The organism is Streptomyces sp. GB4-14 (assembly GCF_022696125.1).
GTDB classification, from domain to species: Bacteria; Actinomycetota; Actinomycetes; order Streptomycetales; family Streptomycetaceae; genus Streptomyces; species Streptomyces werraensis.
Genome location: NZ_RZHO01000001.1, coordinates 360,460 through 385,834 on the forward strand (window position 1 = coordinate 360,460; position 25,375 = coordinate 385,834).

12 protein-coding genes and 1 pseudogene are annotated in these 25,375 nt (G+C 72.6%); 8 read left to right on the forward strand and 5 right to left on the reverse strand.

The window, feature by feature from the left end; genetic code table 11:
• Positions 1-31 precede the first annotated feature (31 nt).
• Together ELQ39_RS01080 and ELQ39_RS01085 are read right to left on the reverse strand one after the other, a co-directional pair.
• The gene (locus tag ELQ39_RS01080) at positions 32-841 is read right to left on the reverse strand and encodes a hypothetical protein (RefSeq protein ID WP_242590635.1); all 810 of its coding nucleotides are present in this window, start codon (positions 839-841) and stop codon (positions 32-34) included.
• A gap of 263 nt (positions 842-1,104) precedes the next feature.
• Positions 1,105-2,595 (reverse strand): SulP family inorganic anion transporter, encoded by a 1,491-nt coding sequence (locus ELQ39_RS01085; protein ID WP_242590636.1) that lies wholly within the window; start codon positions 2,593-2,595, stop codon positions 1,105-1,107.
• Between the two features lie 368 nt (positions 2,596-2,963).
• Between ELQ39_RS01085 and ELQ39_RS01090 the strand changes: the two genes are divergently transcribed.
• The 4 genes from ELQ39_RS01090 (at position 2,964) to ELQ39_RS01105 (ending at position 7,139) form a co-directional block, all read left to right on the forward strand.
• A complete protein-coding gene (locus tag ELQ39_RS01090) occupies positions 2,964-3,383 on the forward strand; it encodes a MerR family transcriptional regulator (protein WP_242590637.1) in 420 nt (139 codons plus the stop codon).
• Between the two features lie 836 nt (positions 3,384-4,219).
• The gene (locus ELQ39_RS01095) at positions 4,220-5,218 is read left to right on the forward strand and encodes a bifunctional DNA primase/polymerase (protein WP_242590638.1); all 999 of its coding nucleotides are present in this window, start codon (positions 4,220-4,222) and stop codon (positions 5,216-5,218) included.
• Positions 5,215-6,741: a DNA primase family protein gene (locus ELQ39_RS01100; RefSeq protein ID WP_190005830.1), complete on the forward strand. Its 1,527-nt coding sequence runs from the start codon at positions 5,215-5,217 to the stop codon at positions 6,739-6,741. The genes ELQ39_RS01095 and ELQ39_RS01100 overlap by 4 nt, the downstream gene beginning before the upstream one ends.
• Positions 6,738-7,139: a DUF6009 family protein gene (locus tag ELQ39_RS01105; protein ID WP_190005829.1), complete on the forward strand. Its 402-nt coding sequence runs from the start codon at positions 6,738-6,740 to the stop codon at positions 7,137-7,139. Before ELQ39_RS01100 ends, ELQ39_RS01105 begins: the two co-directional genes overlap by 4 nt.
• A 127-nt stretch (positions 7,140-7,266) precedes the next feature.
• Here ELQ39_RS01105 and ELQ39_RS01110 read toward each other — a convergent pair whose 3' ends face one another.
• From ELQ39_RS01110 to ELQ39_RS01120, 3 genes are read right to left on the reverse strand one after another with little or no spacing between them, the layout of a single operon-like run.
• Positions 7,267-8,052: an ABC transporter permease gene (locus ELQ39_RS01110; protein WP_225628244.1), complete on the reverse strand. Its 786-nt coding sequence runs from the start codon at positions 8,050-8,052 to the stop codon at positions 7,267-7,269.
• Positions 8,049-9,011 (reverse strand): ATP-binding cassette domain-containing protein, encoded by a 963-nt coding sequence (locus ELQ39_RS01115; RefSeq protein ID WP_242590639.1) that lies wholly within the window; start codon positions 9,009-9,011, stop codon positions 8,049-8,051. The genes ELQ39_RS01110 and ELQ39_RS01115 overlap by 4 nt, the downstream gene beginning before the upstream one ends.
• A gap of 11 nt (positions 9,012-9,022) precedes the next feature.
• On the reverse strand, positions 9,023-9,697 hold the full coding sequence (locus tag ELQ39_RS01120) for a DUF4097 family beta strand repeat-containing protein (RefSeq protein WP_242590640.1): 675 nt from the start codon (positions 9,695-9,697) through the stop codon (positions 9,023-9,025).
• Positions 9,698-9,920: 223 nt separating this feature from the next.
• Here ELQ39_RS01120 and ELQ39_RS01125 point away from each other — a divergent pair.
• From ELQ39_RS01125 to ELQ39_RS01140, 4 genes and pseudogenes are all read left to right on the forward strand, one after another.
• Positions 9,921-10,004: pseudogene (locus tag ELQ39_RS01125) on the forward strand (MarR family transcriptional regulator); the annotation flags it as partial.
• A gap of 349 nt (positions 10,005-10,353) precedes the next feature.
• Positions 10,354-16,647: a non-ribosomal peptide synthetase gene (locus tag ELQ39_RS01130; RefSeq protein ID WP_242590641.1), complete on the forward strand. Its 6,294-nt coding sequence runs from the start codon at positions 10,354-10,356 to the stop codon at positions 16,645-16,647.
• Between the two features lie 119 nt (positions 16,648-16,766).
• Positions 16,767-24,128 carry a non-ribosomal peptide synthetase gene (locus tag ELQ39_RS01135; RefSeq protein WP_242590642.1) on the forward strand — a complete coding sequence of 2,454 codons (7,362 nt, stop codon included), beginning with the start codon at positions 16,767-16,769 and terminating at the stop codon, positions 24,126-24,128.
• On the forward strand, positions 24,125-25,354 hold the full coding sequence (locus tag ELQ39_RS01140; RefSeq protein WP_225643949.1) for a cytochrome P450: 1,230 nt from the start codon (positions 24,125-24,127) through the stop codon (positions 25,352-25,354). The genes ELQ39_RS01135 and ELQ39_RS01140 overlap by 4 nt, the downstream gene beginning before the upstream one ends.
• Positions 25,355-25,375: the final 21 nt, after the last annotated feature.

The window sequence follows — 25,375 nt, forward strand, 5'->3', positions numbered from 1 at the left end:
ATAGCTCCTGTGCGGGAACGGACGGTTCACGTCACTCGGCCAAGGCCGAAACAACTGCCGCGCAGGCGGCGTGCGCCTCGTGGGTCCTCGCCGATGGCTGGCCCGTCCGGTGCTCAAGTCTGCGCAGGGCGCGCAGCGCCGCACTCAGGTAGCGGCTCAGACCGAGCATCTGCGTGGGCGTAGTGCAGTGGGGGAGAACTTCCGCGACTTCGCCGAGCCAGTACTCGACGTCCTCGTCCATGACGAGAGCGTCCTGTTGGTCCAGGAGGCTCTGCGCGGCACCGGCAAGCAGGTGGTGTCGTTGCCGGGCCGCCGCCTGCGCCCGTTCCTCGGCGGCCCGGTGTTCCGCGATACGTCGTTCAGCCTGCCTGACGGCTTCGGGCGTGCGCCGCACCCGTCCGGTGCCCGGGACCGCATCGGTCAGGGAACCGGCCTGAAGGCGCCTTGCTTTGTTGTAGGCGGCACTTGGTGTGCCGACCGCCAAAGCGGGAGCCAGTTCCCTCCATTCGGCGCCTGCGGAGCGGGCATCGTCGATGGCCGTGCTCTGGTGGACGCGCAGGCGTTCGCTCAGGAACTCCCAGAGCAGTACACGGATCAGAGCGGCCGCCTTCTGCTTCTCCACCGGCAGTGCCCGGAGAGAGCCGGCGCGCTTCTCGGCGTAGAGGAGCGCCCCGTAGAGCTCCTCGTCGGCAGGCATGCGCTCGATGCCGGGATCCTCCGCCTCCTCATGGAACTGACGCAGCTCGCCGACGAGCGCCCGGGCGTCCACCGGACCGACCCTTCTGACCTGCCTGACCAGCGGCTTCGTCGGGTCGGGGGACCCTTTCCTGCGAGATGCCATGAGGAACAGGATGCCCCTTCCCGGGTCGATTCACAGAATGTGAATCGCCGTGCAGGGCTGGCTCGTGGGGGAGTGAAGGCCCAACACACCCCCGCCTGACCTGCACTGACGCCTCCTCACCGCAGGGGCTGACCTACGCGGCGAGGTGTGGGACGACGGTGGTGGCCCCACTCGTGCTCTGGCTCGGCGTCACGGCGACACGGCAAAGGGGAAGGACCCCGGCCTGGCAGGCCGGCGTCCTTCCGCTGGGCGTGTGACGGGGGTCAGTGGCTGCCGACGAGTTCGCCGGTGAGCTTGCCGTGGAGGTCGGCACTGGGGTCGTTCAGGCCGATGATCTCGACGGTCTTGCCGCGCTGGGCGTACTTGGTCTCGATGGCGTCGAGGGCGGCGACCGAGGAGGCGTCCCAGATGTGGGCAGCGGACAGGTCGATGACGACCTTGTCGGGGTCGGTGGCATACGAGAACTGGCCGACCAGGTCGTTGGAGGAGGCGAAGAACAGCTCGCCGGTGACCCGGTAGACGACCGTGGCGCCCTCGGGGTCGACCACGGCGGTGACCTCGGCGAGGTGGGCGACGCGCTTGGCGAAGACGACCATGGCGGTGATGGAGCCGACGACGACGCCGATGGCGAGGTTGTGGGTGACGACGACCACGGCGACGGTGATGACCATGACGCCGATCTCGCCCGCGGGCATCCGCTTGAGGGTCTTGGGGGCGATGGAGTGCCAGTCGAAGGTCGCGCAGGACACCATGATCATGACGGCCACGAGGGCGGCCATGGGGATGTCGGAGACCACCGAGCCGAAGGCGATGCACAGCACCATCAGGAAGGAGCCGGCCAGGAAGGTGGACAGGCGGGTGCGGGCGCCGGAGACCTTCACATTGATCATCGTCTGGCCGATCATCGCGCAGCCGCCCATGCCACCGAAGAAGCCGGTGACGATGTTGGCGACGCCCTGGCCGATGGACTCGCGGGCCTTGTTGGAGTGGGTGTCGGTGATGTCGTCGACGAGCTTGGCAGTCATCAGCGACTCCATGAGGCCGACCAGCGCCATCGCGAACGCGTACGGGGCGATCGTCGTCAGGGTGTCGAGGGTGAACGGCACGTCGGGCAGGCCCGGCGCGGGCAGGGAGGACGGCAGCTCACCCTTGTCGCCGACGGTGGGCACGGCGATGCCGGCGGCGACGGTGATGACGGTCAGGATGACGATGGAGACCAGCGGGGCGGGGATCACAGTGGTGATCTTCGGGAAGAACACCATCAGGGCCAGGCCACCGATGATCAGCGGATAGACGGCCCAGGGCACGTCGTTCATCTCGGGGACCTGGGCCATGAAGATCAGGATGGCGAGCGCGTTGACGAAGCCGACCATCACCGAGCGGGGGATGAACCGCATCAGCTTCGCCACGCCGACCGCGCCCAGGATCACCTGGAAAACTCCGGCGAGGATGACGGCGGCGATCAGGTAGCCCAGGCCGTGCTCACGGTTGAGCGGGGCGATGACCAAGGCGACGGCGCCGGTCGCGGCGGAGATCATCGCGCGGCGTCCACCGACGATCGAGATGACGACGGCCATGGTGAAGGAGGCGAATAGGCCGACCGCCGGATCGACCCCGGCGATGATCGAGAACGAGATTGCCTCGGGGATCAGAGCGAGGGCGACGACCAGGCCCGCGAGGATTTCGGTGCGCCAGACCTTCGGGTTGTTCAGCCAGTCCGGCTTGAGGCCGCGCAGACGCGCGGCGGGAGTCACAGCAGCAGAAGACAAGGAGACGCGTACCTGTCGGGCTCGGGCACACCCCTACGGCAGGCCGGGGCGTACGGAAAGGACACGCGGGGGCCGGGCCGGCACCCTGCGGACGGCCCGCTGAACGGGACCGGAAGTCGTGGAAGACAGACGCGAGGCGGCGGCGCGCGCAGGCGGTCGGCGTCATGGGCTCGCGCACGCTCTCTCCTGCTAGAACTGGATCTTCGCCGGGGGCGCCATCGGCCCCGGAAACGACAGCAGCGGGGCAGCCGGGCCGCCCTCACCGTCAACAACTCTACCCTAACGTTAGAGTAGAGTTCGGAGGGTCGTACGGGACGCGGCTCGCCACGACCAGAAGGGCCAGGACCACGGGCATGGACTCCAAGCTCATGCAGATCGGCGAGGTCGCCGCGCGGACGGAGCTGTCCCTGCGCACCATCCGGCATTACGAGGAGACCGGCCTCGTCATCCCCTCCGCCCGCTCCCAGGGCGGCTTCCGCCTCTACACCGAGACCGACGTAGCACGGCTCATGGTCATCCGCCGGATGAAACCCCTCGGCTTCACACTGGAGCAGATGCGCGACCTGCTGGACGCCACCGACCGCCTGGACGCCGCGACCGGTCTGGACGCCGACGAGCGCGACGCTCTGCTGGAGCGCGTGCGGACCTACCGGCAGGCCGCCGACGAGCAGGTGGCCAAGCTGCGCATCCAGCTCGCCCGCGCCGAGGACTTCGCCGCCACCCTAAGTGCCCGCTTGGAGCAGAGCACCCCGGCCGCCCCGGCCCGGAGCTGAGACGAAGGGGTGCGCCTGATGCGGCACCCCGCGTCTGGGAGCAAGTGGTCCCGCAACCACGCCCAGCACTGCGGGTGCGACCGGGACTGGCTCGAAGCCCACGCGTTCCGGCCGGGTTCACGGTGATCCCCCGGGGGCAGGACCGGCCACTACGGGCACGGGGAGTCGGAGGCAGCGCAGACGAACCGGGGGAGTGGTGGGGAGCCTGAGTGACCGGGTCGCCGGTCCTTGAGTCGCTGTCCTGTGAGTCGCTGGCGGGCCTCAGTCGCTTCGGTAGCTTCAGTCGCTGGCCTCTTTGGGGCGCTGAGACTCTCTGAGACTGAAGACCAGCGACTCAGCGACTCTCGGTCGCTGCCTTCAGTCTCAGGCAAAAGACCAGGTCAGAGGCGTTTTCTAGACGCAATAGCGACTGAAGCGACTGAAGTTCCGGGTATATGAAGACATTCGCGTGCGCGTGTGCGCGTCATATATAGAAGCCTTCAGTCGCTTCAGTCGCTGTTTGGTTGGTCAGATACCATCTGACCTGCGGTTTCTTTAAGCGACTCAGACAGCGACCCAACGCCCTTGAGTCGCTGGGCTTGAGTCTCGGTAGCTGAAGAGCGTCATCCGGCCCCATCGACACGGCGTCGCAGGACTTTTCCCCAGGCTCCATGACCTCACCGGCCACGTTCGCTAGTCTGTGTCCATCGTTGAGTCGCTTCAGTCGCTGATGGGGGAGAGAGATGCCTGCTGAGCTGCGGCTTTCTCGCAGCGACTCACAGCGGCGCGCCCCGAAGACTTCAGTCGCTGAGCTCTCCCTGGCCACCGCACGTTGGTGTGCCCGCAGGGGCTGGCCGGTGCATCCCCTCGCCGCCGGTCGCAAGACCCCCGTGGCGAACTGCAGCGACTGTCGCGCACACCCGCACACCCCCGCCGACTGCCCCTGCATCCCCGCGGGCCGCTGGTGCCACGGGTTCCACTCCGCCACCCTGGATCAGGACCGCATCCAGCAGTGGTGGGGGAGCAACCCCAAGTTCGGTATCGGAGTCTCCTGCGGCGGGGCCGGACTCGTCGTCCTCGACATCGACGCCCACCCCGTCCAGCCGCCCACCCGGGACCGGATCCTGCCGGGCATCCCCATCGCCGACCACATCGACCTCACCGGTCTGGCCAACGGCTTTCACACCCTCGCCGTCCTGGCCGCACTGCGGGGACAGCCCAGCCCTGCCGACGACGCGTCCACGCTGCGCGTCCGTACCCCCTCCGGCGGGCTCCACGTCTGGTACCGGGTCGGCGACGGCCGCCGCTGGCAGTCCTCCGTCGGCTCCAGCCCCGGCCGGGCACTGGCCTGGCAGGTCGACGTCCGGGCCCACGGCAGCTACATCATCGCCCCCGGCACCGCTACCCGGCAGGGCGTCTACACCCCCCTCGGCACCGTCCGCGAACCGGCGGCGCTCCCGTTGTGGCTCGCCCAGGAACTCGAACGCACCGGGCACCTGCCCGCCCCCAACATCCCCGCCCCCAGGCCGGTCCCGCCCAGGGCCAGGCAGGCGGTGCTCGCCGCGGGCGGCGGCGGACGCGAGCAGCACGTCCTCGCCTCGGTCCTGGCCCCCGTCGAGGCTTGCGGGCAGGTGCCCGAAGGGGCAGGGTTCTCGGACACCCTCAACCGCGCCGCGTACACGCTCGGCGGGCTCGTCGCAGCCGGCCGCGTGGCCCGCGAGGAAGCTGAGCAAGCCCTCCTGCGGGCCGCGACCGAGGCCCGCCCCGGACAGGAGCGACGCATCAGGCAGATCATCCGCAGCGGCCTCACCGCAGGCTTGAACCGGCCGCTCCATGACAACGGGAGGCGCCAGTGACGTCCCCCAGGCCCGAAGCGCTCTTCCAGTTCGATCCCGAAGCCGTCGCCGCGCAGATCCGTGCGCAGGGCACCGCGGCCGTGCCCCGGCCCGCCCAGGCCGACGCCCCCCACAGTCCGGTGGGGGAGGCGACGGCCAACGGGCTGCTGCCCGACACCCTCTCCGACCGAGGCAACGCCAAGCTCTTCGTCAGGCTCTACGCCAACGACTACCGGCACGTTCCCGGCATCGGCTGGTACCGGTGGGACACCACCCGCTGGCAGATGGACGAGGACGACACTGTCCTGTGGGCCGCCGGCGACCTCGCCGAGAGCATCGCCACCCACGACCCTCGGGGCACCTTCACCACCACCGCCCTGCAGACCCACCGTCGCCGGAGCCTGTCCACCGCGGGTATCAACGCGATGCTGGCGCAGGCGAGGTCGGCGCCCGGCATGGTGCTCAACGCGGCTCGTCTGGACGCCGACCCGTACGCGCTGTGCACCCCGGACGGCATCGTCGACCTGCGCACGGGTCTTCTCAAGTCCCCCGACCCCAACAAGGACTTCCACTCCCGCTCCACGACCGTGGGCCCTCTGCACAACCCCACGCCCCGCTGGGAGAGGTTCCTGACCGACACCTTCGGCGACGACGCCGAAGGCCGGGAAATGATCGACTACCTGCAACTCCTGCTCGGGTACTCGGTCACCGGCGATGTGGGCGCCCAGGTGCTGCCGTTCCTGTTCGGTTCCGGCAAGAACGGCAAGTCCGTCCTCCTCGATGTGCTGATGAAGCTCCTCGGGGACTACGCCGACGCCGCGCCGCCGGGCTTCCTGATGGCGCGTCCCTACGAGGGCCACCCCACCGACCTGGCGGAACTGCACGGGCGCCGCGTCATCGTCTGCTCCGAGGTCAAGCCCGGTGACAAGTTCGACGAGGCCCGGGTCAAACTCCTCACCGGTGGTGACCGCATCAAGGCGCGTCGGATGCGGCAGGACTTCTTCAGCTTCCAGCCGACGCACAAGCTGTGGCTGCTGGGCAACCACCGTCCCGAGGTCGGCACCGGCGGCTTCGCCTTCTGGCGCCGGATGCGGCTGATCCCCTTCGAACGCGTCGTCCCCGACCACCGGAAGATCGACAACCTCGCCGACATCCTCGTCACCGAGGAGGGCCCCGGCATCCTGGGCTGGCTCATCGACGGCGCACGCCGCTACCTCGCAGGTGACCGTGACCTCACCGGCCCTGAACGCGTACGCATCGCCACCACCGCGTACGCGGAGACCGAGGACCACACCGGCCGCTTCTACGAAGAAAGCTGCGTGCTGGCACCTGATCTGCGCGCGGAACAGACGGCGCTCTACGCCGCCTACAAGACCTGGTGCCAGAATGAAGGGGCACCGGTCATGTCCTCAAGGGCGTTCGCGGCCCGTACCCGGGAACTCGTGGGACTGGCCTCGCCCAAGGAGATGATCCTTTCCAACCAGCGCAAGCACTATCCAGGCATCGGCCTGCTCACGGACCAGGAAAGGGCTTCAGGCGCATGAGCTCCCTGATCACCGAGGACGAGATCAGTCACGAGAGCCAGCTGGTCTGGCTGGAGGACATCGACGACCTCGACTACGTTCGCCAGAGCCTGGACCGACTCCCCACCCGGAAGGGCAAGCCCGCCTACCACCGTGACGGTCGTATGGTCGGCTACGCCATCCTCGGCCCCACGGCCAAGGCGTCCCGGGCCTCCGGCACCTTCCGCCGCCGTGTCTTCTGGCTCCTGCCCCACGACCGCGACAGCCAGCCCGACGGCCTCTACGCCAAGAGCGCCCCTGCCGAGGCCGTCGACCCGCGGACGCTGGAAGCCTGCGTCAAGGGCTACAAGACCGAGCGGTCCGAAGGCGGACCGCCGTCCAGCGCGATGCAGCAGTTGGGCATAACCCTGCCGCTGTGAAGCCGGCCGTCGCAGCCGACGCCGAAGGCCCGCCGCTGGTCACCCGGGAGGTGACTGCGACGGGCCTTCGGGGCGTGGTGCCGGGCCGGGGTGGGCGGTCGGGAGTGGTGCGCGTTGCCCACACCGCTTATTTGGGGTCGCGGTTGAACTGCGCCTGCGCCCAGCAGTAGCCGAGGACGGTCAGGGCCAGGCACCAGGCGACGGCGAGCCAGCCGTTGTGGCCGATCTCGGTGCCGAGGAGGAGGCCGCGCAGGGTCTCGATGGCGGGCGTGAACGGCTGGTACTCGGCGATCGGCTGGAACCAGCCCGGCATGGAGTCCACCGGGACGAAGGCGCTGGAGATGAGGGGCAGCAGGATCAGCGGCATGGCGCTGTTGCTGGCGGCCTCGGCGTTGGGGCTGCCCATGCCCATCCCGACCGCGATCCAGGTGAGGCCCAGGGTGAAGAACGCCACCAGACCGAGCGCCGCCAGCCATTCGAGAGCGGTGGCGTCGTTGGAGCGGAAGCCGATGGCGAGGGCGATCAGTCCGACCAGGACCAGGCTGACGAGGGCCTGGAGGACACTGCCGATGACGTGTCCGACGAGGACGGAGCCGCGGTGGATGGCCATCGTGCGGAAGCGGGCGATGATGCCCTCGGTCATGTCGTTGGAGACGGAGACGGCGGTGCCGATTGTGGTGCTGCCGATGGTCATCAGCAGCAGGCCCGGGACGATGTAGGCGATGTAGTCGGAGCGGTCGCCGCCGTCGATGCCCGCGCTCATGGCGTCGCCGAAGATGTAGACGAACAACAGGAGCAGCATGATCGGTGTGAGCAGCAGGTTCAGGGTCATGGACGGGTAGCGGCGGGCGTGGAGCAGGTTGCGGCGCAGCATGGTGGTCGAGTCGCGTACGGCGAGGGAGAGGGTGCTCATCGGACGGCCTCCTTGGGCTGGTCGGTGCGGGTGACGGTGGTGTCGCCGGTGAGGGCGAAGAAGACGTCGTCCAGGTCGGGGGTGTGGACGGTGAGTTTGTCGGCTTGGATGCCGGCGGTGTCGAGGTGGTCGAGGAGGCCGCGCAGGGCGCCTTGGCTGCCGTCGTTGGGGATGTGGAGGGTGAGGGCGTCGTCGTCGTGGGCGGCGTCGTCGAGGGTGCGGGTGGCTTCGCGGTAGGCGATGGGGTCGGTGAAGCGGAGGCGGACGTGTCCGCCGGGGATGAGGCGCTTGAGCTCGTCGGCGGTGCCTTCGGCGGCGAGCTTGCCGTTGTGGAGGACTGCGATGCGGTCGGCGAGTTGGTCGGCTTCCTCCAGGTACTGGGTGGTGAGGAAGACGGTGACGCCGCCGGTGACGAGTTCGCGGATGATCTGCCACATGTTGTGGCGGGCGCGGGGGTCGAGGCCGGTGGTGGGTTCGTCGAGGAAGATGATGCGCGGGCTGCCGACCAGGGTCATGGCGATGTCGAGTCGGCGTTTCATGCCGCCGGAGTAGGTGGAGGCGGGCTTCTTCGCGGCGTCGGCGAGGTCGAAGCGTTCCAGCAGTTCGGCGGTGACCCGTCGGCCCTCGGCCTTGGAGAGGTGGTGCAGGTCGGCCATGAGGAGCATGTTCTCCTCGCCGGTGATCAGGCCGTCCACGGCGGAGAACTGGCCGGTGACGCCGATCGCGGCGCGTACGGCCTGAGGGTCGGCGGTGAGGTCGTGTCCGGCGACCTGGGCCTGTCCGCCGTCGGCGGTGATGAGGGTGGACAGGATCTTGACGGCGGTGGTCTTGCCCGCCCCGTTCGGGCCGAGCAGCGCGAACACGCTTCCCTCGGTGACGGTCAGGTCGACGCCGTCGAGGACGGTCTTGTCGCCGTACGACTTGCGCAGTCCGTGGGCGGCGATGGCCGGGTTGGTCATGGCGGGGCTCCTTAGAGGCTGTGGGCGCTGATGTCGCCGTAGGCGGTGGTTGCGTGGATGTTCAGTTCGGCGGTGGCGCCGTCGGCGTTCTGGAGCGAGTTGCTGACGCGGCCGTAGGTGGTGCCGGCGTCGAGGGTCGCGGAGACCCCGCGGGCGGCGCCGACGGAGATCTCGCCCTGCTCGGTGCGCAGCGTGACCTTGCCGCGGGTGGCTTCGGCGATGCGGATGTCGCCCTTCTGGACGCTGATCTGTGCGGGACCGCCCAGGCGGCCGAGCGAGACGTCCCCGGCCATGAGCTCCAGGCGGACGCCCGCGGCCTCGTCGATCTTGACCGAGCTCTGGGCGCCCTGGAAGGCGACGTCCCCGAGCCGTCCCACGCCCCGCAGTTCGGCGGCGGCCGCCTTGCCCTCGACGCTGGACCCGGAGGGCAGCTGAACGGTCACCTCGACGGCGCCGGACGAGGTGCCGAGGACCCGGTTCTTCACCGGCGCGGCCTCGATGCGCAGGACGCCGTCGCCGTAGGAGACCGCGATCTGCTCCGCCGCCTTCACGTCGCGGCTCTTGGAGGCGTCGGCGGGCAGAACCTCGACGACGGTGTCGGTGCGGTCGGCGGCGATGAACCGGATGTGCCCGGCGGGGATGTCGATGACGGCCGAGACCTGGGTGGGAGTGTCGAACTGCGGCATGGTGCTCTCCTTCGCCGTTCCGTTTCCGATGACAGAAACGCTACGTTGCATTCACGACCTGGGCAACACATATGTTGCATGTATCAGAGAAATAGCCAGCTCAGAGCCGCTATTTCGTTGCAACGGTCTCTCGGATAACGCAACGCCCGTCCAGAGGTTCATTGCAATGATATGAAGGTGAACGCTATGCTCGGGGCGCCACAGCACACGGAAGGAGGCCGCGATTCCGGGAGGCAGGCTCACTCAGCAGGAACGCCGGCAGATCTCGCTGGGACTGGCCGACGGCCTCGCCTACGCCGAGATCGCCTGACGCCTGGACCGCCCCACCTCGACCATCACGACATCCCGGCGTCGCGGGGTCCGGCACGCACTCCCTCACTGCCCTGAACGGGCGTGGGGGCACCCCCAGCGGCGTTGTCGTCGGTTGCCAACGCCCCCACCCTGGACCTCGCGCGGGCGGGACGGTGACCGTCGATCTCGACGGGGTTCCGGTGGTCGCGCACCCGGACATCCCCGCGCCGGCCTCCGACCTCCCGCTGCCGCCCGCCAGACCCCGCTCCGGCAACCCGGTCTGCGTCCGGTGCTGCGTCTTCTTCCCTATGGAGCCCCGCCCCGCCGACGGCAGTCTGCTGGAAAACACGGCTTGGAGGCTCACAGTGACAGCAGGACCGGCCCCGGAGAGGGCTCTGGACGGCCTCGACATCCGCACCGCATCCTTCGCCCAGCGCCGACTGTGGTTCATGGACCAGCTCGCCGGTTCCTCCACCGGGTCGATGCTGCCGCTGGTGCTGAGGTTGAGCGGGGCCCTGGACGTGGAGCGGCTGCACGGCTCGCTGTCGGCGATCGTGGACCGGCACGAGGTGCTGCGCTCGCGGTTCACCGCCGTCGACGGCGAACCCGTGCAGGTGGTCGACGCCCCGGCCGGCGTCGCCCTGGAGCGCGTCGAGGTCAGCGGCCCGCAGGAGCTGTACGACCGGTTCCTCGGGCGCCCCGTCGACCTCGCCGCGCAGCACCCTGTCCGCGCCGTCCTCGCCCGCGTCGCCCCAGACGAGCACCTGCTGCTCGTCGAGGTGCACCACATCGCCGTGGACGGCTGGTCCTGGGGCGTGCTGCTGGAGGAGCTGGCCGCCGGGTACCGGGGGGACGCCGTCGCCGCACCCGCCGTCTCCTACAGCGACCTCGCCCGGGCCCAGACGGAGCGCCTGAGCGGGCCGCGTCTGAAGCGGATGCTCGCGCACTGGCGTGAGCGGCTGTCCGGGCTCACCCCGCTGGACCTGCCGACCGACCGCCCGCGACCGCGCACCTGGGACGGATCCGGCGACGTCGTCCGGTTCGACCTGCCCGCCGACGTGGTCGCCGCTGTCGACACCTACGCCCGCTCCCGCCGAGCCACCCGCTACATGTTCCTGCTCACCGCCTACCAGGTGCTGCTCGGACACTGGGCGGGCCGCGACGACGTCGCCGTGTGCAGCACCCTCGCCGAACGCTCCCGGCCCGACGCCGCCGGACTCATCGGCCCTCTGGTGAACACCGTCGTCCTGCGCACCCACCTCGCCGGCGCCCCGGACTTCGCCGGACTGCTCGACCGGGTGCGCCGCCGGGTCCCCGTCGACCTCGCACACGCCGAGGCGCCCTTCGACCTCGTCGTCGGTGCCGTCGGCGGATCCCGCGACCTGTCCCGACACCCCCTGGCGCAGGCCTCGTTCACCCTCCTCAACGCGCCGATCCAGCCGGTACGGATGCCCGGCCTGAACGTCGGTCTGGTCGAACCGCCGTTGTCCGAGACGCCGTTGGACGTCTTCCTCGACCTCACCCTGCGCGCCGACGGCAGCATCGCCGCCCTGCTCCAGTACGCCACCGCCCTGTTCGACGCCGCCACCATGCGCGCCTTCGCCCAGGCGTACGTCGCCCTGGTACGGGCGGTGTTGGCCGCCCCCGAAACCCCCTTGCGGGAGCTGCTCCGCGCGCTTCCCACGCGACCGGGCGCCCTCGCCCAGCCCCGCCCCGACTGGCACCGCGCCCCCGACCGCCCCGCCGGCCCGGCGCCCGATCTCGCCTTCTCCGGCGACCCCACGGCGATCGCGCTGAGCTGCGGCGACCAGAACGTCACCTACGCCGAACTCGACGCCATGACCGGAGGACTGGCCGCCGCCCTGCGGGAGGCGGGGGTCGAACCCGGCGGCGCCGTAGGCGTGCTGCTGCGCCGGGGGCCGTGGTCGGTCGCCGCCGTCGAGGGCATCTGGCGCGCCGGCTGCGCCTATGTGCCCCTCGACCCCGAACTCCCCGCCGAGCGACTGCGGTACATGGCGCGACAGGCCCGCCTCGCCTGCGTCCTCACCGACGCGGCGACCGCGGCCGACGCCGACGGTCTCGCCCCCGTCCTCCTCGACACCGGCGCCGTCGCCCCCGACGCCGACGGTCCCCGGCGCCGGCCCCATCCGAGGGAGCTGGCCCACATCATCTTCACCTCCGGATCCACCGGCCGCCCCAAGGCCGTCGGCGTCGAGCACGCCGCCCTCGCCTCGCACGTGGCCGCCGCCCGCGAACGCCTCGGCATCACCGCCGCCGACCGCGTCCTGGCCTTCGCCTCGTTCTCCTTCGACGCCTCCCTCGACCAGGTCCTGCCCGCCCTCACCACCGGTGCGCGCGTCGTCATGCGGCCCGACGAACCGTGGCTGCCCACCCAGGTCCCCGAGATCGTCGAGCGGCACGGCCTGACCGTCGTCAACGTGCCGCCCACCTACTGGGCGGAGCTGACCCTCTCCCTCGACCGCCGGCTCGCAGCCCGGCTGCGCGGCCTGCGGCTGCTGGTCCTCGGCGGCGAGAGCGTCCCGCCCGACACCCTCGCCGCGTGGCGCGCCGCCGTCCCCCACGTCCGCGTCTGCAACGCCTACGGCCCGACCGAGACCACCGTCACCGCCACGACCTACGACGCCGACGACCCGCCCGCCCACACCGTGCCCATCGGCCGGCCGCTGGGGGAGCGGCGCGTGTACGTCGTCGACGGCGACGGCGAACCCGTGCCCGTCGGCGTCGGAGGCGAACTCCTCATCGGCGGCACCGAGGTGGCACGCGGCTACCTCGGGATGCCCGCCCTGACCGCCGACCGCTTCGTGCCCGACCCGTTCGGCCCGCCCGGCGGACGCCTCTACCGCACCGGCGACATCGTGCGCTGGACCGCGAGTGGGGAACTGGAGTTCCTCGGGCGCCGCGACGACCAGGTCAAGATCCGCGGCTTCCGCATCGAACTCGGAGAGGTCGAGACGGTGCTGCGGGCCTGTCCCGAGGTCGCCCAGGCCGCCGCCCGCCCCGACCGCGCCACCGGCCGCAGCCTGATCGGCTACGTCGTGCCCGCCGAGGGCGCCGGCCCGGCCCCCGACCGCGCCGCCCTGCGCGCCTGGTGCGCCCGCCACCTCCCGCAGCACGCCGTGCCCTCGGACTTCGTCGTCCTGGACGCGCTGCCCGTCGGCGTCTCCGGCAAGCTCGACCGCTCCGCGCTGCCCGACCCCGCGCACACCCGCGGCGCCTCCGGGCCCGCCTACGCCGCGCCGCGCGACGAGACCGAACGGGTCGTCGCCGAGGTGTGGGCCGACGTCCTCGGCCTGGACCGGGTCGGACTCGACGACAGCTTCTTCGACCTCGGCGGACACTCCCTGCTCGCCACCATGGCCGTCTCCCGGATCGCCCAGCGCCTGGGCCGCGAGGTGGAGCTGCGCACCGTCTTCGAACACCCCACCGTCCGCGGCTTCGCGCCCGTCGTGGCCGGCGCCCGGGTCCCGGGGGCCGCCGACGTGGCGCCCGTCGACCGCGACCGGCCCCTGCCGCTGTCCTTCGCACAGGAGCGGCTGTGGTTCCTGGACCGCACCTCCGACACCGGCGAGTCCTACCTCCTCTGGTACTGCTGGCGGGTGCGCGGCGGACTGGACCGCACCGCCTGGCAGCAGGCCCTGGACGACCTGGTCGCCCGCCACGAGGTGCTGCGCACCGCCCTCATCGAGCGCGAGGGACGCCCCGTCCAGGAGGTCTGCCCGCCGGTCGGCGTGCCGCTGCACTGGGAGCGGGCGCCCGAGGCCGCCGAGGGACGCGACCGCGTGGCCGGACTGCGCCCGCGCGCCGCGGCCTTCGCCACCCGCCGGTTCGACCTCGCCCGGCCGCCCCTGCTGCGCTCAGGCGTGTGGGAACTCGCCGAGGACGACCACGTCGTCCTGATCAGCCTGCACCACGCGGTGACCGACGGCTGGTCCAAGAACGTCCTGCTCGACGAACTCGCCCGGCACTACCACGCCCGCCTGCGGGGCGAGAGCGCCGCGCTGCCGCCGCTGCCCGTGCAGTACGGCGACTTCGCCGTCTGGCAGCGCGACCGCGCCGACAGCGGCGCCATGGAGCCCCAACTCGCCTACTGGGAAGCCGCGCTCGACGGCGCTCCCGTGCTCGACCTGCCCACCGACCGGCCCCGCCCCGCCGCGTTCACCGGCCGGGGAGGAGCCGTCGAGATCGACCTGCCCCACGACCTCGTCGGCCGGGTCGACGACCTGGCGCGGGAGCACGGGGCCAGCCGCTTCATGGTGCTGCTCGCCGCCGCGCAGGCCGTGCTCGCCCGCTGGACCGGACAGGACGACATCTGCGTCGGCACCCCCGTCGCGGGCCGCGACCGGCTCGAACTGGAGCCGCTGGTCGGCTTCTTCGTCAACACGGTCGTCCTGCGTACCGACCTGTCCGGACGGCCGACCCTCGCCGGTCTCGTCGACCGCGTGCGGGACGTCGTCCTCGGCGCTTTCGGTCACCAGGAGGTGCCGTTCGAGAAGGTCGTGGAACGGCTGCGGCCCGAACGCGACCTCTCCCGCAACCCGCTCTTCCAGGTCATGGTCGACGTCCAGGACTCCGCAGGCGGCGGCCCGGCGCTGCCGGGCCTGGACGCCACCGACCTCGCCCTGCCGTGGAGTTCGGCCAAGTTCGACCTCACCGCGACCTTCGTGGTCCGGGACGCCGGGTTCGCCCTCAACGTGGAGTACGCGGCCGACCTGTTCGAGGAGGCCACCGCGGTCCGCTTCGCCGAACACGTCGGACGCCTCCTGCGAACCCTCGTCGACGCCCCGCACACCCGCGTCGACGAAGCGCCCCTGCTCTCGCCGCAGGAGCACCGCGACCTGCTCGCCGCCGCGGGCCAGGACGCCCCGCAGGCGCCGGCCTTCGCGGTGGAGGGCCGACCGGAGGCCACGGCCCTCGCCTGCGAGGGGACCACCCTCACCTACCGCGCGCTCGACGCCCGCAGCGGGGGGATCGCGGCCGCACTCGTGGCCGCGGGCGTCTCCCCGGCCGATCCGGTCGGGGTGTGCGTGAGCCGGGGTGTCGGAGCGGTCACGGCCATGCTCGCCGTCTGGCGGGCGGGCGGCGTCTACGTCCCGCTCGACCCCCGGTTGCCGGCCCGGCGGCTGGAGCACATGCTCCGGGAGGCAGGGGTGCGGCACGTCCTGTGCGACGCGGCCACCCGCTCCACCGTGGACGCCCTGGACGCGCGCCGCGTCGACCTCGACGACGCGCCGCCCCGCACCGACGGTCCGCGCCACACCCCCGGGCCCGACGACCTCGCCTACGTCATCTTCACCTCGGGCTCCACCGGCAGGCCCAAGGCCGTCGGCGTCCCACACCACGCCCTGGACGCCCATGTCGCCGCCGCTCGCGAGCTGTTCGCGCTGACCGACCGGGACCGGGTGCTCACCTTCGCCTCGACCTCCTTCGACGCCTCGCTCGAACAGATCCTGCCCGCGCTGAGCGTCGGAGCGAGCGTGCAGGTGCGGCCCGACGAGATCTGGGCCCCCGAGGAGCTGGCCGAACGCGTCGCCGAGGCCGGGATCACCGTCATGGAGCTCACCCCGTCGTACTGGGCCGAGGTCGTCGCCCGCCTGGACACCATGGCGCCCCGGCTACGCACCCTGCGGCTGCTGGTGACCGGCGGAGAGGCGCTGCCCGCCGACCCGCTCGAGCGCTGGTTCGCCCACCTGCCCGGCGTCGCGGTCGTCAACACCTACGGGCCCACCGAGGCCGTCATCTCCGCCACCGCGCACACCCTGCGGGCCCGGCCGGACGGCCGGGTGCCCATCGGACGGGCGCTGGGCAGCCGGCGCACCTACGTCGTCGACGCGCGCGGCGACCTGGCCCCGCACGGCGTGCCCGGCGAGCTCCTCATCGGTGGCCCGGAGTTGGCGCGCGGCTATCTCGGCAGGCCCGCCCTGACGGCCGAGCGGTTCGTGCCGGACCCGCACGGCGGACCCGGCGCCCGGGCCTACCGCACCGGTGACGTGGGGCGCCGACTGCCCAACGGGGAGCTGGAGTTCCTCGGCCGTAACGACGACCAGGTCAAGATCCGGGGCTTCCGCGTCGAACCCGGCGAGGCCGAGGCCGTCCTGCGCGCCCACCCCGGCGTGCGCGGCGCGGCCGTCGTCGTGCGCACCCTGCACGGCGAACCCGCGCTGGTCGGCTACGTCGCCGGGGACGGCCTGCTGGAGGAGTCCCTGGCCGCCCACTGCCGGGCCCAGCTGCCCCACTACCTCGTCCCCTCGGCGTTCGTCCTGCTCGACGCCCTGCCGCTGACCGTCCAGGGCAAGCTGAACGCCAAGGCGCTGCCCGAGCCGGAGCCCCGCGAGGCGCCCACCCTGGTGCCGCCGCGGACGCCGGCCGAGACCGTGGTCGCCCAGATCTGGTGCGAGGTCCTCGACCTGCCCCGGGTCGGCGTCCACGACGACTTCTTCGCGCTGGGCGGCCACTCCCTGCGCGCGGTGTCGGTCGCCTCCCGGCTGCGGACCGCCTTCGACTGTCCCTTCCAGGTCCGCGACCTGTTCGAACACCCCACGGTGGAGCGGCTCGCCGCCGAGGTGGAACGCCGTCTGCTGGAGCTGATCTCGCAGATGAGCGACGACGAGATCGACCTGTCCCTGACCGCCGAACTCTGACCGCCGAACTCTGACCACCGGACTCCCCCCCCGAACCCGGACGGCCGCCTGCCGAGGTCCATCCGGTTCGCCACCCGGCCCACAGCTCTGCCCCAGACCCTGAGATTCGGAGTGCCCTCATGACCACGTCCGACGTGCGCCCCGGCCCCCAGCCCGCAGGCGGTGGCCTCTCCCCGGCCGCCCGGCGACTGCTGGAGCAGCGGCTGCGCGGCCGGAAGGCCGTCCACGACGACGGCCCCGTCCGCGTCCGGCCCCGCCCGGAGCGAACCCCGCTGTCCCCGGCCCAGCAGCGCCTGTACTTCCTGGACCGCCTCGACCCCGGCGCCGCGACCTACCTGCTGCCCGCCGCGTGGCGGCTGCGCGGCCCCCTGGACGTGCCGGCCCTGCGCGCCGCCCTCGCCGACCTCGTCGTACGGCACGAACAGCTGCGCGTCGTCTTCCCCGAGCACGAGGGCGTCCCGTACCAGCGCGTCCTGCCGGCCGGCGACGCCGTGCTCGACGTCGTCGACGCGGCCGCGGGCGGAGAGGCGGACGCCGGCGCGGTCCGCGAGGCGGATGCCGTATCCGTCGGCGGGACGGATGCCGTCCCCGAAGACGAGGCCACCGCCCGGCAGGTGAACGCCGCCGTACACGCCGCCGCCCTGCGCCCCTTCGACCTCGCCCGCGAACCCGCCTTCCGGGCCACCCTGGTGCGCGCGGCCGACGACGACCACGTCCTCGTCCTCGCCATGCACCACATCGTCTCCGACGGCTGGTCCCTCGACGTCCTCGTACGGGACCTCGCCGAGCTGTACCGGGCCAGGCGCGAGGGCCGCGACGCCGATCTGCCCGAACTGCCCCTGGAATACGCCGACTACGCCCTCTGGCAGCGCGCCGCCGACCAGGGCCCGGCACTGGACCACTGGACCTCCCGGCTCGCCGGACTGACCCCGCTCGACCTGCCCACCGACCACCCGCGCCCCGACACGCCCTCCAGCCACGGCGCCGTGCACACCGTCACCCTGCCGGCCGCCCTGACCGACGGCCTCACCGCCCTCGGCCGCACCGCCGGGACCACGCCCTACATGACCGTGCTCGCCGCCTTCCAGGCAGCGCTCGCCTTCCACAGCGGACAGCACGACATCGCCGTGGGCACCGTCGTCGCCAACCGCGAGCGGGCCGAGACCGAACAACTCGTCGGGTTCTTCGTCAACACCCTCGTGATGCGCGGCGACTTCTCCGACGACCCGACCCCGGTCACGCTCCTCGCCCGCACCCGCGACGGGGTCCTGGAGGCGTTCACCCACCAGTCGCTGCCCTTCGAGAAGGTCGTCGAGGCCCTCAGCCCCGAACGCGACCTCGCCCGCAACCCGCTGGTGCAGGTGCTCTACACGCACACCGAGACCGGCGCGGGCGCCCTCGCCCTCGGGCAGGCCGAGGGCACGCCGTACCGCATCGGGCTCACCACCGCGAAGTTCGACCTCACCCTCGACCTGCGCGAGGGCGCCGGGCGCACCGAACTCGCCTTCGTCTACCGCCCCGACCTGTTCGAGGAAGAGACCGTCGCCGCGCTGGCCCGGCACACCGTGGCCTTCCTGGAAGCGTTCCGCACCCGCCCCGACGCGCCCCTGAGCACCGTCGACCCCCTCACGGCCGCCGAACGCGCCCGCCTGCTCGGCCCCGACGGCCCCGCCCGCAGGACCGACACGCCCGCCGCCCCGCCGCGCACCGCCGTCGACCGGCTCGCCGGACACATCGCCCGCACCCCCGACGCGCGAGCCGTCACCGGCTCGGGCCGGGACCTGACCTACGCCGAACTCAACGCCCAGGCATCCGCGTTGGCACGGCGACTGCGCGCGGCCGGCGTCACCCCGGGCGCCCTCGTCGGCGTCTGCCTCGACCGCACCCCCGACCTCGCCGTCGCCCTCCTCGCCGTCTGGCGGACCGGAGCCGCCTACCTGCCGCTGGACCCGACGCACCCCAAGGCGCGCCGTGAGTACACCGTCACCGACTCCGGCATCGAACTCATCGTCACCGACGCGGCCACCCGCGACGCGGTGGAGGGCCTGCCGGCCCGGCTGCTCGAACTGAACGCCACCGAGCGGGACACCGACGACCCGCGCCCCGCGGCGCGGGACACCGCCGGAGCGGGCGCCGCGCCGTCGCCGGAGGATGTCGTCCCCGCCCACGACGACCTCGCCTACGTCATCTACACCTCCGGCTCCACCGGCCGCCCCAAGGGCGTCGAGATCACCCACGGCAACCTGGCCTGGCTGCTGGGCGCCGCCGACCGGCACTTCGACTTCGGTTCCGACGACGTGTGGACCCTGATGCACTCGCCCGCCTTCGACTTCTCCGTGTGGGAGCTGTGGGCGCCCCTCGCCACCGGCGGACGCGTCGTCGTCCTCACCGGGGACGAGGTGCGCGACCCGGCCGCCGTGCACCGGGTGCTGCGCGAGGAGGGCGTCACCGTCCTCAACCAGACCCCGGCCGCCTTCAAGGGGCTGCGCGCCCATCTCGCCCAGAACGGGGCCGACTTCACCGACCTCGCCCTGCGGACGGTGGTCTTCGGCGGCGACGCCTTCGACGTGCGCGACTACCGCGACTGGTTCACCGGACCCGGGCCCCGCCCGGAGCTGGTCAACATGTATGGCATCACCGAGACCACCGTCCACGTCACGATCCGCACCATCACCGAGGACGACGTCCACGGCGACGTCCGCTCACCCGTCGGCCGCCCGCTCACCGCCGCCCACGGCTACGTGCTGGACACCTGGGGCCGCCTCGTCCCGCACGGCACCGTCGGCGAACTCCACGTGGCCGGCGGGGGAGTGGCCCGCGGCTACCGCAACCGGCCCGAGCTGACCGCGGAGCGCTTCCTCGACGACCCCTTCGGCGCCCCCGGCTCCCGCATGTACCGCACCGGCGACCTCGTGCGTGTCCTGCCCGACGGACAGCTCGCCTACGTCGGCCGCGCCGACCACCAGGTCAAGATCCGCGGCTACCGGATCGAGCCCGGCGAGATCGAGACCGCCCTGCGCGCGCTGCCCGGCGTCGCGGACACCGCCGTGGTGGCCCGGCGCGACGGCGGCGCCGCCCGCCTCGTCGCCCACGTCGTCACCCCCGAGGGCCGCCCCCTGGACGCGCCCGCCCTGCGCGAGGGACTGCGGCTGACGCTGCCCGAGTACATGGTCCCCGCCCTGTTCGTCCGCCACGACCGCCTGCCGCTGACCGCCAACGGCAAGGTCGACCGCGCCGCCCTGACCGCCGTGCGCCCCACCACCGCCCAGGATGCGGCGCACGTCCCCCCGCAGGGACCGACCGAGCAGGCCCTGGCGGAGGTGTTCGGACAGGTCCTGAGCGTGGAGCGGGTCGGACGCACCGACAACTTCTTCGACCTCGGCGGCGACTCCATCCTCGCCCTGCGCCTGGTCGGCGTCGGCCGGCTCGCCGGGCTCGGCTTCTCCGTCGCCGACGTCTTCCGCGCCCGCACCCTCGCCGACCTCGCCGAACTGGTCACCGACGCCGCCGACACCCCCGAACCGGTCGCCCCCTTCTCCCTCGTCGACCCCGCCGACCGGGACCGGCTGCCCGACGGCCTCGCCGACGCCTACCCGCTCACCATGCTCCAGGCCGGCATGCTCCACGAGATGCTCGCCGACCACCGGCGCGGCGCCTACCACAACGTCACCGACCTGAAGATCACCGTCCCCGAGGGCTTCGACGCCGCCGCCTTCCAGTCCGCCGTCGACGCCGTCGTCGCCGCCCACCCGATCCTGCGGACCTCCGTCGACCTCGTCGGCTACCGCGAACCCCTCCAGCTCGTCCACCGCACCGCCCACCTGCCCGTCGGCTACACCGACCTGCGCGGACTGCCCCGCGAGGAGCAGCGCGAGCGGCTGCGCCGGTTCGTCGACGCCGAGTTCGACCGCCGCTTCGACCTCGCCGCCGCCCCCCTCGTCCGCATCCACCTGCACCACGTCACCGACCACGACCTGCGCCTGGTCCTCACCGACTGCCATGTCGTCCTCGACGGCTGGAGCCTGACCTCCCTCGTCGCCGACCTGCTGGCCCTGCACCGCGAGGCGGTCACCCGGCGCACCGCTCCGCGCCCCCCGAGCGTCCCGGCCTTCGCCGAGTACGTCGCCCTGGAGCGGGCCGCGCTCGCCGACGAGGACTCCCTGGCCTACTGGCGCGACCGGCTCGCCGCGCTGCGCCCGGTCACCCTGCGCCGGCGCACCGACACGGCCGCCGTGGACGGTCCGCCGGTGCACGAGGTGCGCCGCTCCTACGCCCACCTCGCGACACGGATCGGACGCCTCGCCAAGGATGCGGGCGTGCCCCGCCGCACCGTGCTGCTGGCCGCCTTCCACCACACCATGAGCCTGTTCGCCGACCGCGACGACAGCGTGCGCGGCCACAGCATCGGCCTGGTCACCAACGGCCGCCCCGAGGTGCCCGGCGCCGACCGGATGCGCGGACTGTTCCTCAACACCGTGCCGTTCGGCGTGGACCGCCCGCGCGGCGACTGGCTGACCTACCTGAGGGACGTGTTCGGCGCCGAGCAGGAGATGCTGCCGCACCGCCGGGTCCCGCTGGTCCGCATCGCCCAACTGCGGCCCACCGAACCGAACCTGACCGACACCGTCTTCAACTACGTCAACTTCCACCGCCTGGCGCACGACTCCTGGGACGACTCCCTGGAGATCGCCCGCACGATGTTCCCGCTGCTGGTCAACGCCAGTGTCAACGCCTTCACCCTCGACGCCGACCCCGAGTACGTGGCGCCGGCCACCGCCGAACAGGTCGCCGACGTCTTCGTGGCCCAGCTCGAGGCCATGACCGCCGACCCGCACGCCCGGATCCGCCCGCCCGCCGCCACCGGCGCCGCCCGTGAGACGGTCCTCGGCTGGGCCGCGGGCCCGGACCTGCCCTCCTCGCCGCTGCTGTTCCACGAGCACGTCGCCGCATGGGCCGCCCGCACCCCGCACGCCGTCGCCGTCGAGCACCGCGGCCAGACCCTGACCTACGCCGAACTCCACGAGCAGGCCGAACAGATCGCCCGCCGCCTGCGGCTGCTCGGCGTCGGACCCGAGAGCGTCGTCGGCATCTGCGTCGACCGGGGGCCGGACTGGGTCCGCGCCGCGCTCGGCGTGCTGCGCTCCGGCGGCGCGTTCGTCCCGCTCGACCCCCAACACCCCACCGAACGACTCGCGTTCATGGCCGAGGACAGCGGCATGCGGGTGCTGCTGACCCAGCGGGCGCTGGACGGCGCCGTCCCCTTCGACGGCCCCACCCTCCACCTGGACGTGCCCGCCGAGCCGGTCGGACCGGTGCCGGGCCGCGAGCCCGACGCCGACACCTTCGCCTACCTGATCTACACGTCCGGCTCCACCGGCGTGCCCAAGGGCGTCGCCATCGCGCACGGCGGCCTGTCCAACATGCTCGAAGGCCAGCGCGACCTGGTCGGCCCCACCCCCGAGGACCGCGTCCTGCAGTTCGCGTCCTTCGGCTTCGACGCCTCCATCCTGGAACTGACCTGGGCCCTCGCCAACGGCGGCCGCCTGGTCACCGCACCCAAGGAGGACCTGCGCCCCGGCCCCGACCTGGCCCGCACCTTGCGCGAGGCCCGCGTCACCGGCGGCATGCTCCCGCCCAGCGCCCTGGCCGTCCTCGGCGAGGACACCTTCCCCGACCTGCGCGTCCTCCAGGTCGCGGGCGAGGCCTGCCCCGCCGAACTCGCCGACCGCTGGTCACGGGGCCGCCGCTTCCAGAACGTGTACGGGCTCACCGAGACCACCGTGTGGTCCGTCGCCGCCGATCTCACCCCCGGCCAGGGCCGGCCGCCCGTCGGCACCCCGATCCGCAACACCCGCGTCCACGTCCTCGACGACGACCTCCAGCCCGTCCCGGTCGGCGTCCCCGGCGAGATCCACCTCGGCGGACGGGCCGTCGGCCGCGGCTACCTCGGCCGCCCCGGCCTCACCGCCGCCACCTACGTCCCCGACCCCTACGGCGGCCCCGGCGAGCGGCTGTGCCGCACCGGCGACCTCGGCGCCTACCGGCCCGACGGCACCGTCGAATGGCTCGGCCGCCGCGACGCGCAGGTGAAACTGCGCGGCTTCCGCATCGAACTCGGTGAGATCGAGCACGCCCTGCGGCGACTGCCCGGCGTCCGCCAGGCCGTCGTCCTGCACCGCACCGACCTGCCCGGCGGCGAACCCGCCCTCGTCGCCTACCTGGTCACCGACGACACCGGCCGGCACACCCCCGAGGAGCTGCGCGGCGCCCTGCGCACCGCACTGCCCGCCTACATGGTGCCCTCGCGTTTCGTCCTCCTAGACGAGATGCCCGTCAACCGCAGCGGAAAGATCGACCGGCGGGCGCTGCCCCTGCCGCCCGCCGAACGCGACCAGGACGAGACCGCGTACGTCGCCCCCTCCACCCCCGCCGAGCGGATCCTCGCCGAGATCTGGCGCGAGGTGCTGGGCCTGTCCCGGATCGGCGTCCACGACGACTTCTTCCGGATCGGCGGCAGCTCCCTGTCCACCGTCCGCGTGTCCCTGATGGCCGCGGGACGCGGACTGCCCGTCACCGTCGGCGACCTGATCGAACACCCCACCCTCGCCCGCCTCGCCGCCCACGCCACCCGCGCGGTCGGCGCGGGACTGCCCCGGACCGTCACCTCCGAGGTGCGGCTGCGTGAGGGCGACGGCGAACCCCTGTGGTGCGTGCACCCCACCGGCGGCAGCGCCGCCTGGTTCGTGCCGCTCGCCCGCGCCTTGCCGCCCGGCCGCCCCGTCCACGCCTTCCAGGCCCGCGGACTGCTCGGCGGCGTCGACCCCAGCACCGTGACCGGCATCGCCGCCAACTACGCCGCCGAGATCACCGACCGCGCGGCGCCCGGCCCGCACGCCCTGCTCGGCTGGTCCATGGGCGCCAACATCGCCCTGGAGATGGCCACCCAGCTGCACCAGTCCGGCCACCGAGTCGCCCCGCTCGTCCTCATCGAGCCCTACCTGCCCAACCCCGCCGCCCGCGCCCGCCTCGAAGGCGTCACCCGCGACCTGCGGGAGGCCCAGCGCCAGCGCGACCGGCTGCGCGAGATGCCCGACTCCCCGCAGCGCGACCGCGCCACCGCCGAACTCACCGCCACCCTCCTCGGCGCCGGCATGAGCCCGGCCGAGGCCGCCCTCGTCGAAGGCGCCCCCATCGAGGTCTGGCACTCCCTGCTCGCCGCACTCGCCGCCTACGAGGTCCGCCCCTACCCCGGCCACCTCCACCTCGTGGTCGGCAGCGAGGCCGCGAACCTGCCCCGCGGCGTCCCGATGCCCGGCCTCGACGTCGACTTCGACACCTACGTCGAACGCTGGCGGGCCACCGCACGCGGCGGGCTCACCCTGCACATCAGCGAGGGCGACCACATGTCGATGATGGCCGAGCCCCAGGTCACCGGCATCGCCGACCTGCTCGCCGCCCTGGAGACCGGAGAAGCCCGATGACCACGTTCGCCCCCGCCCCCACCGAGCGCTATCTCCTCGCCCCCGACCTGGTCGCCGACCCCTACGGCCACCTCGACGCCCTGCGCGAGAGCGACCCCGTGCAGTGGAGCCCGCTCCACCACGCCTGGCTCGTCACCGGCTACGACGAGGTCATGCGCTGCCTGCGCGACCGCGCCGTCTCCGCCGACCGGGTCCGCCCCCTGATGGACGCCGTGCCGCAAGGAGCCCGCGAGGACGCCGAGCGCGCCTTCTCCATCCTGTCCCGCTGGATGGTCTTCAACGACCCGCCCCAGCACCGCCGGCTGCGCCAGGTCTTCCAGGAGGCCTTCGCCGCCCGCGCCGTCGCCCGCTACAGCGCCTTCACCGAGAAGGTCACCCGGGCCGTCCTCACCCGCAAAGCAGCTCCCGGCCACAGCGGCGACCTCATGGCCGACGTCGCCAAACCGCTGCCCGCCCTCGTCTTCGCCCGCTGGCTCGGCATCCCGCCCACCGACGGCCCCTCCTTCTGGTACTGGAACGCCCGCGTCGCCGACCTCGTGCTCGGCACCGCCCAGGAGGAGAGCGAGTACCGCGCCTCCCTCCAGGCCCTGGTGAGCCTGGAGGACTACCTCGGCGCGCTCGTCGAACGGCGGCGCGCCGAGCCCGGCGACGACCTCATCAGCCAGGTCCTCGCCGAGGGCCGGGTCGGCGACACCGTCAGCGAGCAGGAGTTCGTCGGCATGCTCACCCAGATGGCGTTCGCCGGCGGGGAGACCACCAGCAACCTCATCGCCAACACCGTCCTGGCCCTGCACACCCGCCCCGACCAGCTCGCCGCCGTCCGCGCCGAACCGGACCTGGCCCAGGGCGCCGTGGAGGAGACCCTGCGCCTGGACGGGCCGTCGAAGATGTCCATCCGCACCGCCGCCCAGGACCTCCAGCTCGGCGGCCACACCCTGCGCGCGGGCGACCGGATCTTCCTCGTCACGGCCGCCGCCAACCGCGACCCCGCCCGCTTCCCCGACCCGGGCCGCTTCGACGTCACCCGCGGCGGCGCGACCCACCTCGGCTTCGGCTTCGGCGCCCACTTCTGCATCGGTGCCGCGCTCGCCCGCCTCGTCGCCGTGTGCGCCGTGCGCACGCTCGTCTGCGAGCGGCCCGGCCTCGCCCTCGCCGACCCCGCACGGCTCTCCTGGCAGCCGTCCCTGCTCAACCGCAGCCTCACCGCCCTGCCCGTCCACTACTGACCGGACCGCACACGTCCCCCG

Bases quoted from the DNA above. Each gene is read 5' to 3' on its own strand.
- ELQ39_RS01080 (WP_242590635.1), bottom strand. From the start codon at position 841: ATGGCATCTCGCAGGAAAGGGTCCCCCGACCCGACGAAGCCGCTGGTC.
- ELQ39_RS01090 (WP_242590637.1), top strand. From the start codon at position 2,964: ATGGACTCCAAGCTCATGCAGATCGGCGAGGTCGCCGCGCGGACGGAG.
- ELQ39_RS01105 (WP_190005829.1), top strand. From the start codon at position 6,738: ATGAGCTCCCTGATCACCGAGGACGAGATCAGTCACGAGAGCCAGCTG.
- ELQ39_RS01110 (WP_225628244.1), bottom strand. From the start codon at position 8,052: ATGAGCACCCTCTCCCTCGCCGTACGCGACTCGACCACCATGCTGCGC.
- ELQ39_RS01115 (WP_242590639.1), bottom strand. From the start codon at position 9,011: ATGACCAACCCGGCCATCGCCGCCCACGGACTGCGCAAGTCGTACGGC.
- ELQ39_RS01120 (WP_242590640.1), bottom strand. From the start codon at position 9,697: ATGCCGCAGTTCGACACTCCCACCCAGGTCTCGGCCGTCATCGACATC.
- ELQ39_RS01135 (WP_242590642.1), top strand. From the start codon at position 16,767: ATGACCACGTCCGACGTGCGCCCCGGCCCCCAGCCCGCAGGCGGTGGC.
- ELQ39_RS01140 (WP_225643949.1), top strand. From the start codon at position 24,125: ATGACCACGTTCGCCCCCGCCCCCACCGAGCGCTATCTCCTCGCCCCC.